This window comes from Sutcliffiella horikoshii, from assembly GCF_008180725.1.
Lineage (GTDB): Bacteria > Bacillota > Bacilli > Bacillales > Bacillaceae_I > Sutcliffiella_A > Sutcliffiella_A horikoshii_B.
In genome coordinates this window covers 490,838-506,581 of sequence record NZ_VTEV01000005.1, presented here as the reverse complement: position 1 = coordinate 506,581, position 15,744 = coordinate 490,838, and the positions used below count along the sequence as shown (strand labels likewise).

Annotated in this window: 21 protein-coding genes; 15 read left to right on the top strand and 6 right to left on the bottom strand. The window is 40.9% G+C overall.

The window, feature by feature from the left end:
• Nucleotides 1-2: 2 nt before the first annotated feature.
• Together FZC76_RS23115 and FZC76_RS23110 are read right to left on the bottom strand one after the other, a co-directional pair.
• Nucleotides 3-152, bottom strand: a complete 150-nt coding sequence (locus tag FZC76_RS23115; protein ID WP_169289871.1) for a hypothetical protein — start codon at nt 150-152, stop codon at nt 3-5.
• Nucleotides 153-227: 75 nt separating this feature from the next.
• Nucleotides 228-404 carry a hypothetical protein gene (locus FZC76_RS23110; protein ID WP_187442087.1) on the bottom strand — a complete coding sequence of 59 codons (177 nt, stop codon included), beginning with the start codon at nt 402-404 and terminating at the stop codon, nt 228-230.
• 374 nt (nt 405-778) lie between these two features.
• On the opposite strand from FZC76_RS23110, the gene FZC76_RS14845 reads away from it, so the two are divergent.
• The 8 genes from FZC76_RS14845 to FZC76_RS14810 all read left to right on the top strand — a co-directional run bounded on the left by FZC76_RS14845 (nt 779) and on the right by FZC76_RS14810 (nt 5,496).
• Nucleotides 779-1,306, top strand: coding sequence for an AAA family ATPase (locus FZC76_RS14845; protein ID WP_148988941.1), 528 nt, complete (start codon nt 779-781; stop codon nt 1,304-1,306).
• Nucleotides 1,307-1,554: 248 nt separating this feature from the next.
• Nucleotides 1,555-2,316 carry an SDR family oxidoreductase gene (locus FZC76_RS14840; RefSeq protein WP_148988940.1) on the top strand — a complete coding sequence of 254 codons (762 nt, stop codon included), beginning with the start codon at nt 1,555-1,557 and terminating at the stop codon, nt 2,314-2,316.
• A 4-nt stretch (nt 2,317-2,320) separates the two neighbouring features.
• On the top strand, nt 2,321-2,812 hold the full coding sequence (locus FZC76_RS14835; protein ID WP_148988939.1) for a GNAT family N-acetyltransferase: 492 nt from the start codon (nt 2,321-2,323) through the stop codon (nt 2,810-2,812).
• Between the two features lie 589 nt (nt 2,813-3,401).
• Nucleotides 3,402-3,641: a hypothetical protein gene (locus tag FZC76_RS14830; RefSeq protein WP_148988938.1), complete on the top strand. Its 240-nt coding sequence runs from the start codon at nt 3,402-3,404 to the stop codon at nt 3,639-3,641.
• Between the two features lie 54 nt (nt 3,642-3,695).
• Nucleotides 3,696-4,055: a hypothetical protein gene (locus tag FZC76_RS14825; RefSeq protein ID WP_148988937.1), complete on the top strand. Its 360-nt coding sequence runs from the start codon at nt 3,696-3,698 to the stop codon at nt 4,053-4,055.
• A 205-nt stretch (nt 4,056-4,260) separates the two neighbouring features.
• On the top strand, nt 4,261-4,596 hold the full coding sequence (locus tag FZC76_RS14820; protein ID WP_148988936.1) for a hypothetical protein: 336 nt from the start codon (nt 4,261-4,263) through the stop codon (nt 4,594-4,596).
• Nucleotides 4,597-4,881 carry a hypothetical protein gene (locus FZC76_RS14815; RefSeq protein WP_148988935.1) on the top strand — a complete coding sequence of 95 codons (285 nt, stop codon included), beginning with the start codon at nt 4,597-4,599 and terminating at the stop codon, nt 4,879-4,881.
• A gap of 309 nt (nt 4,882-5,190) precedes the next feature.
• Nucleotides 5,191-5,496 (top strand): DUF4190 domain-containing protein, encoded by a 306-nt coding sequence (locus FZC76_RS14810; RefSeq protein ID WP_148988934.1) that lies wholly within the window; start codon nt 5,191-5,193, stop codon nt 5,494-5,496.
• A gap of 379 nt (nt 5,497-5,875) precedes the next feature.
• On the opposite strand, the gene FZC76_RS14805 is transcribed toward FZC76_RS14810, so the two are convergent.
• Together FZC76_RS14805 and FZC76_RS14800 are read right to left on the bottom strand one after the other, a co-directional pair.
• Nucleotides 5,876-6,151: a hypothetical protein gene (locus FZC76_RS14805; protein WP_148988933.1), complete on the bottom strand. Its 276-nt coding sequence runs from the start codon at nt 6,149-6,151 to the stop codon at nt 5,876-5,878.
• Nucleotides 6,152-6,241: 90 nt separating this feature from the next.
• Complete coding sequence (locus FZC76_RS14800) at nt 6,242-6,592, bottom strand: DUF2200 domain-containing protein (protein WP_148988932.1); 351 nt, start codon at nt 6,590-6,592, stop codon at nt 6,242-6,244.
• A 116-nt stretch (nt 6,593-6,708) separates the two neighbouring features.
• On the opposite strand from FZC76_RS14800, the gene FZC76_RS14795 reads away from it, so the two are divergent.
• On the top strand, nt 6,709-7,533 hold the full coding sequence (locus FZC76_RS14795; protein ID WP_148988931.1) for a manganese catalase family protein: 825 nt from the start codon (nt 6,709-6,711) through the stop codon (nt 7,531-7,533).
• 42 nt (nt 7,534-7,575) lie between these two features.
• Here the strand turns inward: FZC76_RS14795 and ptsG are convergent, their stop codons facing one another.
• Nucleotides 7,576-9,588: a glucose-specific PTS transporter subunit IIBC gene (gene ptsG / locus FZC76_RS14790; protein WP_392396844.1), complete on the bottom strand. Its 2,013-nt coding sequence runs from the start codon at nt 9,586-9,588 to the stop codon at nt 7,576-7,578.
• Between the two features lie 380 nt (nt 9,589-9,968).
• Between ptsG and FZC76_RS14785 the strand changes: the two genes are divergently transcribed.
• The 6 genes from FZC76_RS14785 to FZC76_RS14760 all read left to right on the top strand — a co-directional run bounded on the left by FZC76_RS14785 (nt 9,969) and on the right by FZC76_RS14760 (nt 14,034).
• Nucleotides 9,969-10,463, top strand: coding sequence for a DinB family protein (locus FZC76_RS14785; protein ID WP_148988929.1), 495 nt, complete (start codon nt 9,969-9,971; stop codon nt 10,461-10,463).
• Nucleotides 10,451-11,263, top strand: coding sequence for a GNAT family N-acetyltransferase (locus FZC76_RS14780; RefSeq protein ID WP_148988928.1), 813 nt, complete (start codon nt 10,451-10,453; stop codon nt 11,261-11,263). Before FZC76_RS14785 ends, FZC76_RS14780 begins: the two co-directional genes overlap by 13 nt.
• Before the next feature lie 20 nt (nt 11,264-11,283).
• Nucleotides 11,284-11,613 (top strand): hypothetical protein, encoded by a 330-nt coding sequence (locus tag FZC76_RS14775; RefSeq protein WP_148988927.1) that lies wholly within the window; start codon nt 11,284-11,286, stop codon nt 11,611-11,613.
• A gap of 475 nt (nt 11,614-12,088) precedes the next feature.
• Nucleotides 12,089-13,198 carry an NADH:flavin oxidoreductase gene (locus FZC76_RS14770; RefSeq protein WP_262372623.1) on the top strand — a complete coding sequence of 370 codons (1,110 nt, stop codon included), beginning with the start codon at nt 12,089-12,091 and terminating at the stop codon, nt 13,196-13,198.
• Between the two features lie 305 nt (nt 13,199-13,503).
• Nucleotides 13,504-13,779 carry a hypothetical protein gene (locus FZC76_RS14765; protein ID WP_148988925.1) on the top strand — a complete coding sequence of 92 codons (276 nt, stop codon included), beginning with the start codon at nt 13,504-13,506 and terminating at the stop codon, nt 13,777-13,779.
• A gap of 39 nt (nt 13,780-13,818) precedes the next feature.
• Entirely contained in the window at nt 13,819-14,034 is a 216-nt protein-coding gene (locus FZC76_RS14760; RefSeq protein WP_148988924.1) for an ATPase, read from the top strand.
• Between the two features lie 338 nt (nt 14,035-14,372).
• Here the strand turns inward: FZC76_RS14760 and FZC76_RS14755 are convergent, their stop codons facing one another.
• Nucleotides 14,373-15,734 carry an amino acid permease gene (locus FZC76_RS14755; RefSeq protein ID WP_148988923.1) on the bottom strand — a complete coding sequence of 454 codons (1,362 nt, stop codon included), beginning with the start codon at nt 15,732-15,734 and terminating at the stop codon, nt 14,373-14,375.
• Nucleotides 15,735-15,744: the final 10 nt, after the last annotated feature.

Here is a 15,744-nt window from a genome sequence, read left to right as displayed (position 1 = left end):
AATTATCTGTTTCTAAACCAATCAATTACAGCTCCAATAAAAGTGCCTAGAGCAATTCCTAGAGCTAAATTATCAAGTACAGCTCCAAGTGCAGCCCCTATTGCAATACCAGCACCTAGGAAAACACCCTTCCCTCTACCTTGTTTATCCAAAAAATCACTCCCTTACTTTCCTGTATTATATATAGATTACTTGAATATGTAAGGAGATACCAAGTGAAGCAATAACTAGTTATTGTCTATCTTTTTTTGGTGTCTAATTAAAATACCAGCTTGGATAACAAAGAAAACTGCACCTAAGAGGTAAAATACAAGAGTGAACCATTTCATATTTTCATTTTGTCCAAGTACGTAACCCGTGGTTGCAAAGAAGAGCCCAACTAAAAACAATAAATACTTTTTCATATATCTCACCTCTGATAAACAGTATTTAATAATATTGTAACATCTAAGCGAGTGAATCGTATAACTTATAAAGGGGTGGTCGGTGTGTGGAGAAAGTACCTAAATCCGATAAAAATTAGGAATGCGGCTGTATGGATGTTGTTTGTCGGAGCGTTTTCCAATTTTTTTGGCCAAATTTTTAACATTAAATGGTTGATATATTCAACTATTATTATTGTAATCTTATTCACTATCGTTTCACTCATTTTCTGGAGATGTCCGAATTGTAAGAAGCGGCTTCCGTTCAGGTATGATAGTGAAATCGAGCTATCTTACGCGTATGTATGTCCAAGGTGCGAAAAGCGCTTTTTTGATGACGGGACGATGGAGGAGAAATGATGAGAAACGTGTATGTCATATCCGGGCCTTGCGGTGTTGGAAAATCAACCGTTACTAAAGGACTTGCACGTAAATTGAAGAAGTCAGTACTGATTGAGGGGGACCTGATTAGTGCGATGTTTATAGGAGAGCCGCAGCCGCCCTGGGAAGAAAAGCTCTCTATCGTCTGGCAAAACTTAAGCAGTCTGACCAAGAACTTCTTGCTAAAGGGTTATAATGTTGTCATTGATTATGTGGTGGAGGATGAGTTGGAATGGTTTTGCAAAGAACTGGGCCAGACAGGACTGAATTTTACGCTTCATTATTATGTTCTGCGTGCTGACCCGGAGGTTCTTGTAGAGAGGATAACCAAACGCGGAGACACCGAACTGATATCTCGTTCTTTGGAACTTCTTCAACATCTGGAAAATAAAAAGGAAAACGCTCCTCATCTTTACGACAGTACCAATAAGAATCCCAAAGCGATCATAAATGAAATCCTTGACAGACCCCTTTCAAATTATTACCATAAAAGAAAGAGATGAACGGAAGGGGAATCGAAAGCCTAACAATGTGGAATAACCTTTAATGAAAATTGAGTAACTGGATAGAGTCAGCAGTTCCGACGAAGGGATTAGTCTGTCCGTCCATCATTTCATTAAGGGATACACATGTTGTGGAGTCGATACCCCACTTAAAACAGGTGTCTTTGGTGCACCTGTTTTTCTATTGGAAAAACATCTCTTTTATCGGACCATACTCGTTTATACCCTAACAATTGGAGGGTTATTTTATGAATAGAATTGCAGTTGTAACAGGCGCAAGCCGTTTAAAAGGAATCGGAGCAGCTGTTTGTAGGGAGTTGGCAAAAGCGGGACATCCCGTATTTTTTACGTATTGGTCGCCTTATGATGAAGAAATGCCATGGGGCTCTGTGGCAAGTGAACCCCAAGTTTTAAAAGAAGAGCTGGAGGGATTCGGTGTTCCGGTGGGCTTGATGGAGCTTGACCTTACAAGCATGGAAGCGGCTGATTTGTTGTTCCGAAAAGTAAGAGAGCAACTGGGGCAGCCAAGCATACTCATCAATAATGCGGCTTATTCAACCAAGGATGATTACAGCACGATAACACCTGAGGATCTGGATAAGCATTATTTCGTAAACATTCGGGCTACCACTCTACTAAGCAGCAGATTTGCTCAGCAGTTCACCATTGGGAGGGCTGGGCGGATTGTCAACCTCACATCCGGTCAATTTCAAAGGCCAATGCCAGGTGAGCTATCGTATGCAACGACCAAAGGCGCGATTGATGCGATGACCATTACGTTAGCGGCAGAGGTTGGGAAACTTGGAATCACCGTCAATGCCATCAATCCAGGCCCGACAGATACTGGGTGGATGACAGAGGAAATTAAGTCAGGTCTCTCAGAAATGTTCCCTTCAGGCCGTGTAGGGTTGCCGATTGACGTGGCACGGACTATTAAGTTTCTTGTCAGTGAAGAAGCAGAATGGGTGACAGGACAGATTATTCATTCAGAAGGCGGGTTTAGGAGGTAAAGTTATGGGAGAGACGAGTGTACGATTAGAGTTGGTTGAGACTTCGGATCGCTTGGAGTACTTGCCGTATTTGGTAATGGCGGATGAGAGTGAGAGCGTGGTGAAAGAGTATATTGCGGAAGGGCAAATGTTCGCGATTGTTGGTGACAGTGGTTCGGTAATAGGGGTAGCCTTGTTTGTGGAAGAGTCGAAGGGTGTAATTGAGCTGAAAAATATTGCGTTGGATCCCCAGTTTCGCAGGCTTGGACTAGGTAAGCAGGTTATTAATCAAGCTTTTGAGATTTTCAGAGAACAGGGTTTACGCAAAATGATGGTCGGCACCGCCAACTCCAGCATTGCTAATCTTGCATTTTATCAGAAAGCAGGATTTAGGATGGTGGAAATAAGGAAGGATTTCTTTTCGAAATATCCTGAACCAATTTTTGAGGATGGGATTCAGGCGGTGGATATGGTGATGTTTGAGCGGGTGTTGGATGAGAGTTGTAGTTGTAGTTAAGTATATTCTATATGCCTAAAGCATTAGGTGGATGTGTGGAAAGGATAAATAGAGGGCGTCTATATGCCCGAAGCAGTGCTGAAAAAGGTGGAAAGGTCAAATAGAGCACGTCTATATGCCCGAAGCGGTGTTGAAAAAGGTTGAAAGGTGATATAGAGAGCGTCTATATGCCCGAATCAGTTTTGAAAAAGGTGGAAAGGTCAAATAGAGAGCGTCTATATGCCCGAAGCGGTGTTGAAAAAGGTGGAAAGGTGAAATAGAATGCGTCTATATGCCCGAAGCAGTGCTGAAAAAGGTGGAAAGGTCAAATAGAGAGCGTCTATATGCCCGAAGCGGTGTTGAAAAAGGTGGAAAGGTCAAATAGACCATACTAATACACCTTATACAACATTTTAAATGAATAACAGTCAATGAAATTGGCACGTAAAATGCTCCAGACCATCTGGAGCGTTTTTTGTGAGTGAAAATGAAAAATTGTAAACAATAACCAAATTTATTTTAACATAATTTTCTAAAACCATTGAGTATTCCTACCTATTTTGAAATAATTGGAGAAAGAATACTGTAGTAGCAAAAAGGAGGTAGCCCGATGTCCTGGAAGAGCTTTTTCATCATCACCATTATTATCTACATCGTTTTGTCCTTACCTGGTATTTTCAGCATTGGCTATGTTATCGATTGGGTACCGGAAGCAACGGCTTTTCAAAAGGTAAAGGGCTACGTGGTAGAAGGTTTGACTACGAATTTTCTTTTTAAGCTGCTTATCGCTGTCATAGTGGGGTTGGTCGCAAGCTTGTATAGAAACAGAAATAGCTTAGTTAAATCATAGTTTATATGAATCTATTCAGCCAAACAGTCCGTCTAATGCCTGGAGGTGATAGTGTTGAAAAAAGCTTTATTAATAACTTTCCTTTCTTTGATCTTAACGGGTTGTGCTTCAACAGAAGACTCCGTCACCACAGAAACCACCGAAGAAGCATCCTGGGCATATGAATTTGTAAAAGTAAATAGTTATTCCTATATGATAACAAAAGAAGAAGTAGATAAAAGTGTCAAGGGGGACCTGATAGGAGAAGTCCAACGAAATATTGTTGATTTGGATACAGCTGAAGATTTAGAAGAACGTCATCTTGATAGCAATTCCCTTCCTCCTGGAACAGCCCTCTACAATCCCACCGAGAACAACAACATTATCCTATATGAGTTAAATGGTAGATACTATATCGCAGAGAGAAGAGAATGAATGCAAAGAATGTTATTTAATTGAGTTTGTTTGGGAGGAGAGGGGGTATGAACATTAAGAAATTCATTCTGATGCTAGTAAATGGTAATAGAGAACCATCCCCCTATAAATACCAAAGCAACGAACACCATGGGGAACTTTTTCCTATTCCATTTCGTATTATTACTAAAGGGATAAACTCATACATAGCATGGAGGTGTAAGACTTGTTTACCTATCAATCTTTCGAAATAGATGGCTCGTTTGCGCTGTTGAGACCAATTTTATACATGTTATTAGCGGTATCCATTTTATTGTTTATCCTCATAGTAGTACCAAAATTTAAAGCCATGATTCTATCAACTTTGATGGTAATAATACTTTCCTTATTGAATATTCTAGTTGCTGCCCAGGTTATGGTCTTTAGTGCCATAGCGGCTGATGAACTAAATTTTGCTGGGGATTCTGTTGGTATGATTTTGTTTATGTCCATACTTGCGATCAGCGCATTAAATATGTTGCTTTTCCTTAAGAGAAATAGAAGCAAGCAGGAGTTGTGTTAGATGGGATTGTTTTTTGAAAAAGTAAAACGGACAAAAAGTTCGAAGGGGATAGTGGTAATTAGAATAATAGTAGCTATAGCAATGATTGCATTATTTTTCCTAGGATATAGGGATGATTTTAATAGCACGTATCTAGGATATGTCATTCTTCTGGCTGGATTAATGAATATCATGAATGGTGTGGAATCGCACCTTCACAGAGAAGAAAAGAAAGTCTATATGATGGATTACTTACTAGGGATTTTGTTTTTATTTATGGCAATTACACAGTTGGAGATGATTTAATGTAGGGCAATGGGTCTATACCTAAAACCCATAATACATTAACGTTTGTATTTGTATCTATTGTCCTTTCTGGCTGCAGTGCACAAAGCAGCAACTCTTACGTTTACTGGACAGAAAAAACAGACAACCAGATTCAACGTTTGGATGAAGCAAAAATAAACTATGAAATTAGGCATGGAGATATCTGGATTAGGGAAAAGGATACTAGATAAGTAGTGGCGTGTTGTAGCTGAGGAGAGCTATAATGCAGTAAGAGTCAAAAATGTATCTTCTAACATTCACTGGATTTTAGAATGGTAGGTGTAAAAAATGAATGAATCTGTTCCGCATTCCGAAACGGAAAAAATCAATAGTAATGCAGTGTTATCTCTAATCTTAGGAATTATTTCTATTATAAGTTGTGTCATAAGCTTTTTGAGTATGCTATTTGCAGTCCCGGGGTTTGTCCTTGGAGTGATAAGTCTTAATGAGATTTCCAAAACGGATCAATCAGGACGAGGATATGCCAAGGCGGGCATAGTATGCAGCCTCATTGGAATAATTCTGCCGCTTATCATTATCCTCATTAGTTTGTTATTTTTTGAATCGACAGACTTCATCATGGAAGTTATCTAAGGTTAAAAGGACAGCCCTCGTTTGGTAAGGGGGCTGTCCTTTATACTTTTTAATATAGTAATTTTTAAACCAACGTTTGATTAAGAAAATATCTATGCTATGGGGCTGTAGGGAGAAAACAATTTTTAAGAAATTAACTTTTCAAAAAGGTGTAGTGAAATAATTCACAAGCCTGCCACCATTCATTGCGAATCGACAAATTTCCTGGGAACCCTTTTTTCTAAAATAGATCTTTTTAAACAAACGTTTGTTAAATAAAATATGAACCCCTTGAGTAGCAAGAGGTTCAGCGTAAAAATCGAAATTAACTTTTGAAAAAAGTATTGTAGGAAATTTTCATTTTTCTAATAAAAGAAATAGCACATCTATTTGTCGAATTCTATGGTGCTTGAAAACCGTAAATCGCTATAAAGAGTAATAATGCCCACCCGCAAACACTAAATGAATTTGCCGCAATCAGCCAACCCTTTGGCCACCCTTTTACTCTAAATAGAGTGACAAGTAATCCTACAACACCAAAAGCAATGGGAATGAAGAGCGTTACTCTGTTGAACAGCTCAACCATTGTTGAACCCCAAGAAGTCAGAAAGGCAACCAAAGGAATGGCTGACAAAAGAAAGAAAAGTGATCCAAATATAATGGCACGTTTTTGCATAAACTCCCCCCTCATTCAATTAATTTATGCTGCTGCCAAAACAAAAACACCAATTTTTTACAGAGGATGGTGGGTCGCGGTGCCTGTCCCCTAAGCCCGCAAAATTTTCGCCATCGCTTTTCCTTTAGCTAACTCATCAATCAGCTTATCCAAATAGCGAATTTCTCTCATGGTTGGCTCTTCAATATCCTCTACTCGGATACCGCAAACGACTCCTTTAATGAGGCTACGTGCTGTGTTCATTTCGGGAGCTTCGGCAAAAAAGGTTTCAAAGTCTGTTTTATTTTCGATCAGTGCTTCTAATTCCTCTTGGCTGTAGCCAGTTAACCAACCAATGATCTCATCCACTTCTGCTTTCGTACGTCCTTTTTTCTCTGCTTTTGTAACGTAATGTGGGTAGACACTTGCAAAACTGGTCGTATAGATGCGGTGCTTTTTCATGATAAACCCTCCCATAGAAATTCTTTCCTTTATTGTATCATGGAAAATTTAGAATGATGTACAAACCATTGTCAGTATATATAATTTGTGATGCATAAAGAAGGGTGGGGGATGTTTTGTTTTTTCATATGAAGGAATTACAATATGAAGCCAAGCCTAGTAAGCCTGATCCCATATTTGCGACAAGGCTGCAGGAAATACTGGGTGGGCAGTTCGGGGAGATTTCGGTTGCTATACAATATTTATTTCAAGGGTGGGGAACAAGGAGACATGGTAAGTACCGAGATTTATTGATGGATACGGGGACGGAGGAGCTCGCCCATGTTGAGATGCTTGCAACCATGATTGCAAGACTGCTTGACAATGCACCGGTGAAAGCTCAAGAAGAAGCGGCACAGAATCCTGTAATGGCAGCAATTATGGGAGGGATGAACCCGCAATACGCCATTGTTTCCGGTCTTTCAGCAATGCCAGTCAACAGCGTTGGTGTACCATGGAACGCAGGCTACGTGATTGCGAGTGGTAATCTGCTCGCCGATTTCAGGGCAAATTTAAACGCCGAAACACAGGGGCGTTTGCAGGCAGTCAGATTATATGAACAAACGACGGACCCGGGAGTTAGAGACATGCTGTCATTCCTGATTGCCAGGGATAGAATGCATCAAAATCAATGGTTGGCAGCAATTTATGAACTAGAAGCGCAAGAAGGGGTAATCGTACCAAGCACATTCCCTACGTCAAAAGAAAAATCGGAAGTCTCTCATACGTTTATTGCATTATCAGAGGGAGAAGAGAGTAGCAAAGGCAATTGGGCGAGTGGCCCTGCACCAGACGGATTAGCTAATTTTGAATACTTAAGCATGTCAGGTGCGTGGGGTGGAAAACCAATGCTAAATCCTGCTCCTCCAGCCTTGCATAATACTCCGCCATCTGTAAAATAAAGAAAGGACGTTTCGATTGTGATCGAAACGTCCCTTTCTTATTTACCCTTTAGAAATCTCCACAATTCCTTCTTCCTTCAAATCAACCTCACCATGCTTGTTAAGCTTTACTTTTTCATCATCCTTCAAGTTAGTAAACACAATTGGTGTTATCAACGAAGGAGCATTCTTCCCAATGAAATCCATATCAAACTTAAGGAGTTCCTGCCCCTTCGTTACTGTGTCACCCTGTGCAACGAGTGCTTCAAACCCTTCACCTTTAAGATTTACGGTATCAATTCCTACGTGGATTAGAATTTCGTGTCCTTCGTTCGATTCAATTCCAATCGCATGCTTGGTCGGGAACAGGTTTACAATTCTTCCGTCAACAGGAGAGACGACAAGTCCTTCTGCAGGTTCAATTGCAAAGCCGTCACCCATCATTTTTCCGGAAAAGACCTGATCTGGCACATCATCGAGCGGCTTGATTTCCCCTTTGATAGGAGCGATAAATCCGCCTTCCGTTGACTTGGTTTGCATCGCATCTGGATTGATCTCTTCAATTTGCTGCTCTACTTCCTTATTTGTATCTGTTCTAGCAGGGCGAGGTGTCTTCCCGTCCATAATATCCTTGATTTGTGATTTTAACGTATCCGATTTAGGTCCGAAAATAGCTTGGATATTGTTGCCGACTTCTAGAACGCCAGAGGCACCAAGTTTTTTCAAACGAGCTTTGTCCACCATGGAAATTTCATTCACCGACACGCGAAGCCTCGTGATACAAGCATCCAAATGAGAAATATTTTGCTTGCCACCCATCGCCTCTAATACATCATGAGGGAGGTCGCCGGCAGTTGTCGGAGAGGCTCCATCTTCATCCTCGTCCACTTCCTCACGACCAGGAGTTGCAAGATTGAATTTTGTTATAGCAAAGCGGAAACCGAAATAGTAAATGACGGAAAATACAAGACCAACAGGAATAACAAGCCACCATGCGGTTCTGTTAGGCACAATTCCAAAAAGCAGGTAGTCGATGACCCCACCTGAGAACGTCATCCCAATTTTCACATCTAAAATATGCATCACCATGAACGAAAGACCCGCAAACACGGTGTGAATCGCGAATAAAACAGGTGCAACAAACAGGAATGAGAACTCAATAGGTTCTGTAATACCCGTTAAAAAAGAGGTAAGAGCAGCAGACGCCATGATTCCGCCAACCACTTTTTTCTTTTCAGGACGCGCTGTGTGGTAAATCGCGAGCGCAGCAGCAGGAAGACCGAACATCATAAACGGGAATTTACCTGTCATAAACGTTCCGGCAGTAGGGTCGACCCCGTCACGCAGCTGGGCAAAGAACATTGCCTGATCCCCGCGGACAATATCTCCAGCCTGAGTAGTGTAGGAACCAAACTCAAACCAAAACGGGGAGTAGAAAATATGATGCAGACCGAACGGAATTAGGGCCCGTTCAATGACACCAAAAATAAAGGCGGACACCGTTAGGTTTGTGTTAATCATACTTTCAGACAGTGTGTTTAACCCACCTTGAATCGGAGGCCAAACAAAGGACATGACAATACCTAACACAACTGCAGAGGCAGCCGTAACAATTGGGACGAATCGCTTCCCGGCGAAGAAACCGAGGTAAGACGGCAACTCGATATTGTAATACTTGTTGTACATGAATGCCGCAAGGATACCGACAATTACCCCGCCGAACACCCCACTCTGAAGCGTATTAATTCCAAGTACATTCGCATATGCCGGGTTATCAAGCATTCCTTCATCTACGCCAAGCACCACACCCATCGTGGCATTCATGATGAGGTAACCAATAATCGCGGCAAGTGCAGCAACCCCCTCACCACCAGCAAGTCCAACTGCCACCCCAACGGCAAAGAGCACAGGGAGGTTACTGAATACAATCCCTCCGGCAGCATCCATAACGCTCGCCACTAACTGGATCCAATCCGTACCAAGGAACGGCATCAGTTCCAGCAAATTCTCTTCTTTCAATGCTGCGCCAAGCGCAAGCAAAATCCCAGCCGCCGGTAGGAGTGCAACCGGAAGCATTAACGCTTTCCCGACCTTCTGTAACACACCAAATAACTTTTTCAAGGATAATACCTCCAATATATGTAGATTTCAAAGTGTTTTTAATTTCCCCTAAACAGGGAGTTTTAAACAGCGGATTGAGGGGACAGGCACGGGGGACGCATTTGTGCTGTTGTGCCTGTGCCTGAAGACTAAAAACTTGTTTGGCACGAACTTAGGTGGTTTTGGCACGAACTGGACGACGACCCACTTCCTTTGGTCAAATATCTCTCCCCTTAACTTATCTGACCAAGCATCTGCTGATACTAATGTAGAAATTATTACCATATCTCTAATCGTGTGGTACTATAAAATTAAAGACGGAATATTCCTTCATTTAAAATTAGGGAGATGGAAAAATGAAATTATTTCAAAGTCAGTATGATTGGATTAAACGGACAAGGGAAACATTATTTCAGTATTGTGAAGTCATGGCATATGCCGATTATGTAAAAGAAATGGAGAATTTCGGAGGGGACTCCATTCGAAATCTTCACGTACATATTGCCACCTGCTATCATTTTTGGCTCGGGACACATGGTCTTGGAAAAACAATTGAAAAAACAGAACCAAAAAACATCAAAACCGTTCAAGATATGAGAGAGCTTTTCCGGAAAACGGATGAGATGGTTGAGGAGTTTTTGCTGAAATATCAAGGAAACTGGGAACATACCATCCCATACACTTTTAAAAGCGGTGAAACATCCGACTTCAGCACTCTCTGGCTTTTTACGCACACTACCACCCACGAATTCCACCACAAAGGACAGATTGTTAAAATTGGTCGCCAACTGGGATATACTCCGCCGGATACGGATCTCATCGCGCCGGAGGTAAAAACATGTCAATCTTAACAAAAAATCAATTACAAATCGTGGAACAGTCTGAGATTGATGCGCTAGAAGATAGATTGCTGAGAATTAGAGACCAAAACGATAATGCAATGGGCGTGGAGCTGCAGCGGTTTGGAAATGCCGTGGCGTTCTCAGTTAAAAGTATTCCCGGTCCATCATTCAATACGGTGAAGGGAATTACCGGAGAGAATATAAATGATATGGATGAAATAGTAGAATTTTATTCTAGTAGAGGCATTCCAGCTAGGTTTGAAGTGACACCAGGAAATGCCTCTATCGACCTTTTCCGGAAGCTTAGTACCATGGGCTTTTTTCAGAGTGGCTTTCACACGGCTCTCTATCGTCCTTTATCTATGGAAGAAATACCAGACAAGAGGCAAGATAATGCTATTCATGTTGAGGAAATCAGTCTCGTGAACTTTAATATTTTTGGTGAGTTATATACGAAAGGTTTCGGGATGCCCGCTGCATTCAAGGACTATGTGACCGCCAATAACAAGGTGCTTGCAGAGAGCGACAATTGGAATTTTTATTTGGCGCGTGTAGGTAATGAGCCAGCCGGAATCGCTGTCTTGTTTATAAATAATGATGTTGCAACATTGGCTGCATCGGCAACCGTACCTGAATTTAGAAATAAAGGGGTTCAAACAGCACTCATTCAAAAGCGCATGCAACAGGCAGCTAATGAAGGTTGCCGATATTTAGTTGGGCAAGCGGCTTTTGGTAGTGTGAGCCAAAAGAATATGGAACGAGCAGGGTTGAAGATTGCTTATACGAATGCGGTTTGGGAGAAAGTTTAACGATAAAAAGGGGTAAACAAATGGATTCATTTATGTGGGTAATCCCCGTTATCATTACAGTTTGTTATTTCAAAATAATGGGAATGGGTGTCCGGAAGTTAAATAAAGATAAACACAAAATGGAAAAAAGAGCTTTATTGATTTTTACGTTCATAATTCTAACATCGACAATTGTATTCTTTGTGCCAATAGGTTACGGTATTCATAAAAATTTTGCATTGGGGGGTCTTATCGTAGCAGGGTTTTTAGGTATTTTCTTAGCTTGGATAGGAGTAATTAAGTATATTAATCAAGGCCTTTATGAAAAATCAGCGGGAGTATTGGAGAAATTCTTAAAATTAATAATTTGAATAGTGAGGATGCCTACAAATACTCAAGGTTGGACACTAATAGAGGAAAAATGGAAGATTACAAGAGAGGTTAATAAAGTAATTAAGTAGTAACAAGTGAAATTAACTTGGGATGAAAGAGTGTTTAAAACCCTTTGCGGCTCGTGAAATTGAGCGGAGAAGTCTTAATAAGGGTCATAAAGACCTTTGTAGCGTGAAAAGTAGTGAAGAATAGTCTTTACAGTCTTGCTAAAGAACTCCTTACGGGAAAAACTAGTGATTAGAGGTCTTTACTCCGTAAGTAACTGCTTTAGAAATTACACAGCTTGCCCCTCTAAGCAAAAGTGGATCATGGTGCCCCACCACCCACCATACATAATTTTTGTGTTCTAAGTCATCCTATTTTTATGACAAACTTATCAAGTGCAAAAATCTTGAATTAAAGATTCTTTTCCTTTAGCATGTTAGCTAAGTTTAATTAGAAAGGATGATTATTTTGACATATAAGAATTTATTTTCACAAACAGAAATTAAGGGGAATACATTTCATAATAGATTTATTGTTGCACCGATGACACGAATTAGTGCAGAACAAGATGGTCGTGCGAATGAAACCATGAGTAAATATTATGAACGATTCGCAAAAGGTGGATTTAGTGCAATTATCTCAGAAGGGATTTATCTGGACGAGAGTTATAGTCAGGGCTATGACGATCAACCTGGACTTGTAAGAGAAGAACATGTACAAGAGTGGAAAAAAATAGTGGACGTTGTTCACAGCCATAGTTCATTGATAATTGCTCAACTTATGCACGCCGGTGGTCAAAGTCAGGGGAATGCTTACACAAATGAAACGATAGCACCTTCTGACATTCCTCCTAAGGGTGAGCAATTAGGTTTCTATGGTGGAACAGGTCCATTCCAAACACCGAGAGCAATGTCCGAACATGACATCGAACAAGTAAAATATGCATTTGTTCAAAGTGCCGTGCGAGCGAAAGAAGCTGGATTCGACGGAGTGGAGATCCATGGAGCGAATGGGTATTTATTGGATCAATTTTTGACAGATTATATGAATCATCGAGAGGACCAATATGGTGGTTTAAAAGAAAATCGCCTTCGAATTGTATTAGAAATCATTGAAGATATTCGAGAAGCAGTAGGCTCTGATTTTATGGTTGGAATTCGTATCTCTCAAATCAAGGTAGCTGACCCAAATCACAAATGGGCTGAAGGAGAAAACGAGGCAGAATACATTTTCTCTCAATTAGGAGAGAGCTCTTTAGACTATATTCATGTTACCGATGGAGATGCGACAGCACCTGCATTCGGGCAGGGTACTAGAACGTTGGCTCAGGCTGCCAAAGAGTTTGGAAAACTTCCTGTCATTGCTAATGGAAGATTAGGTGATCCTGAAAAAGCGGAAAAAATAATTGGAGAGCATCAAGCTGATTTAGTTTCCTTAGGGACAAGCGCCTTAGCTAATCCAGATCTACCTAATAGAGTGAAAAAAGAAAAAGGTCTAAACGAGTTCGAATTCGAAAAAATTCTACTACCTCAAGCAAAAGTAAAAGATTTAGAACTTCAAATGGAAATCGTACAATAATATAGCAAAAAATAAACAAAAGGCCGAAGCAATAAAATTTGCTTCAGGCCTTTTTTACGTATATTGGTTATTAGCATTCAGAAATTACATAGTGCGTAAATATCCTGCTAGATCTTCCGCCGATAAACTGTGGGCTCCCTGAAGTGTAAGGCAAAATAGATATAGAAAAATTAGTATGTGTTAATGATAAAGTTAAATGAAGTCAGAAGAATGAAACAAATATTGCTTTTATTCGTATCTTAGTTATAGAAAAAATGTTGAATTCTAAAAGGCCATCAAATTAGCTTATTGGGGGATGAGTTTAAATGGAGTTCTTGCTAATCTTTGGGATTCATTTCTTTATCATGGGTTCGGCAGTCATGCTGTTAAGTGTGATTGTTAGTTTTGTAGCAAAAAAAATACCTTTTTTTGTAACTGTCCTAGGGTGTATGTTATTAGGGGTCTTGTATGCAAATGCGATCGGCTTTTCCCAGATGTTATGGTTTGCAGCCTTGTTTAACGGTGTGTTTTCAGCTATAGCCGTGGGATTAGTGAAATTTGGAGAGTATGCAGGGAAGAGGGCGGAGAAGATTGATGGGTGAAACCTTTGAATCCCAAACAATAAAAGGAGGAATGCAAAAATGAAAAAGCAATTTTGGGTACCACTCTCAGTAGCTTGTGGGTCTATGATTTTACTGTATTTGTTGGGGTTTTTAGCTGATATAGATTTTCTTATTTTCAAACTATCTCCTACATATACAGAGATAGCACTACTACCTATAGGTGTTGGACTGATCCTCGGGGTTATTAGTGAGCGGATTATTAAGCAAAGAATTAAAAGGAATATCTTAAAATAAATGCTGCGACGGATTACTCGATTTCGTAATGCTAGGCGATAAAGACCTCTTCTACATAAAAAGCTATACAGACAGGTCATGAATAGTGCGATAAAGACTTCTAGGACTTGATTAATCGAGGAGAACGGTCATTAGAAGTGGTATAAAGACTTCTCGGACGGGCAAATACGGTAAGAAAGGTCTTTATAACGCCTATAAAGACCTCTGCCCCCGGAAAAAATGAACCTAGAGGTCTTTACTCTAGCAACAAACTGCACGAACTCTCACTCCCTACGACAATCCAAGCAAATATGGGCGGCCGTGCCTGTCCCACAACCCATCCCCACAACCCGCCCTTCTCAACTATACTTCAACTTCTTCCTTCCGCCCTTCTTCCATTTCCTCTGCATTATCAATGTAATAATCCCAATCAACGCTACAAAAAGAATACTAATAAAGAAGCCATTCCGGACGGTCTTTTCCGCGAGGGTTCCGCTTATTGCTAATAAAAGCAGCAGCAGCCCCAGCACAGATAGTAACTTTCCATTCTTTTCTAATTTAAAGGAAGAGAGCAAGATAAAAATCCAGTTATACAGCAATAGTAACCCTGCGGCTGTGGTAATGTATTCGAACACCTTTCCCAGCAATACGAAGGCGCAAACGACTGAAGCCGCTAGTCCCACCACTCCAAGTAACAGGGAGGGAAGCGGTAATTCGCGAAACTGTATTTTTTTCTGGAATAGCTTTGGTGCATCTCCATCCTTTGCTAATGTAACTAAAAGTGTAGTTACCCCAAAAAGTGCTGCGGTCATGGTGGAGAAGCCAGCGATTATAATGGCCCCGTTGAAAACGTGCGGAAAAAAGTCGAGGTCGAAATTGGTTAGGGCAGTCACAAAGGGACTTTCTTTTTCGTTGAATTTTTCAAAAGCAGCAAGGCTAACGGCAAGGCTGAGTGAGCCTACATAGAGAATCATCAATAAAAACATCATGATGGTTCCAGCCTTTAACGTATCTTCTTTCTTTTTCAGCTGCATGGCCATTAACCCGATTACTTCAATTCCGCCGTAAGCATAGAAGGCATATATAAGGGAAGACCATACCCCTTTCACTCCCATCGGCATCCATTCCTTGAGGGTGTTGGGTAAGTTGCCTGGACTTGCCCCAACGCCACCGCCATCACCCTTGATCCAGCCAAAATAAATACCCAAAGCAATGACAATGAACATGACAATTGCCGCAACTTTGATAATGGCAAAAAGGTCTTCCATTTTATCAAACCCTTTTGTCCCAAGCATGACGATGAGAAAGGACAATATGGCATACCCAGCTGAAAAAATCCAAAGCGGAATATCTGGAAACCAGAATTGGGACAATAGACCAAGGGCAGTCAGCTGACTACCCATGATCAGTATGTTGGAGCACCAATAATTCCAGCCACAACTGAAACTAGCCCATTTCCCAAATGCCTGCCCTGCGTAATAACAAAATGAACCCTCCTGTGGATCTTGGATGGTCATTTTGGCTAATCTGCTGTACACGATATAGGTTCCGGCGGCGCCAATTAAAAAAGAAAGAATGATAGAGGCACCGGCAAGCTTGATTCCAAGAGAAGATCCCAGGAAAAAGCCGATGCCAATGGTGCATCCAATTCCTATTAATGACAGTTGCCACCAGGCTAGATCGCCTGTTGTTTGTTTGGGACTGCAAGAGGACTTTGACATGGGACTCTCC

Bases quoted from the DNA above. Each gene is read 5' to 3' on its own strand.
- FZC76_RS23110 (WP_187442087.1), bottom strand. From the start codon at position 404: ATGAAAAAGTATTTATTGTTTTTAGTTGGGCTCTTCTTTGCAACCACG.
- FZC76_RS14845 (WP_148988941.1), top strand. From the start codon at position 779: ATGATGAGAAACGTGTATGTCATATCCGGGCCTTGCGGTGTTGGAAAA.
- FZC76_RS14840 (WP_148988940.1), top strand. From the start codon at position 1,555: ATGAATAGAATTGCAGTTGTAACAGGCGCAAGCCGTTTAAAAGGAATC.
- FZC76_RS14835 (WP_148988939.1), top strand. From the start codon at position 2,321: ATGGGAGAGACGAGTGTACGATTAGAGTTGGTTGAGACTTCGGATCGC.
- FZC76_RS14830 (WP_148988938.1), top strand. From the start codon at position 3,402: ATGTCCTGGAAGAGCTTTTTCATCATCACCATTATTATCTACATCGTT.
- FZC76_RS14815 (WP_148988935.1), top strand. From the start codon at position 4,597: ATGGGATTGTTTTTTGAAAAAGTAAAACGGACAAAAAGTTCGAAGGGG.
- FZC76_RS14810 (WP_148988934.1), top strand. From the start codon at position 5,191: ATGAATGAATCTGTTCCGCATTCCGAAACGGAAAAAATCAATAGTAAT.
- FZC76_RS14805 (WP_148988933.1), bottom strand. From the start codon at position 6,151: ATGCAAAAACGTGCCATTATATTTGGATCACTTTTCTTTCTTTTGTCA.
- FZC76_RS14800 (WP_148988932.1), bottom strand. From the start codon at position 6,592: ATGAAAAAGCACCGCATCTATACGACCAGTTTTGCAAGTGTCTACCCA.
- ptsG (WP_392396844.1), bottom strand. From the start codon at position 9,588: ATGCTTCCGGTTGCACTCCTACCGGCGGCTGGGATTTTGCTTGCGCTT.
- FZC76_RS14785 (WP_148988929.1), top strand. From the start codon at position 9,969: ATGAAATTATTTCAAAGTCAGTATGATTGGATTAAACGGACAAGGGAA.
- FZC76_RS14780 (WP_148988928.1), top strand. From the start codon at position 10,451: ATGTCAATCTTAACAAAAAATCAATTACAAATCGTGGAACAGTCTGAG.
- FZC76_RS14775 (WP_148988927.1), top strand. From the start codon at position 11,284: ATGGATTCATTTATGTGGGTAATCCCCGTTATCATTACAGTTTGTTAT.
- FZC76_RS14765 (WP_148988925.1), top strand. From the start codon at position 13,504: ATGGAGTTCTTGCTAATCTTTGGGATTCATTTCTTTATCATGGGTTCG.
- FZC76_RS14760 (WP_148988924.1), top strand. From the start codon at position 13,819: ATGAAAAAGCAATTTTGGGTACCACTCTCAGTAGCTTGTGGGTCTATG.
- FZC76_RS14755 (WP_148988923.1), bottom strand. From the start codon at position 15,734: ATGTCAAAGTCCTCTTGCAGTCCCAAACAAACAACAGGCGATCTAGCC.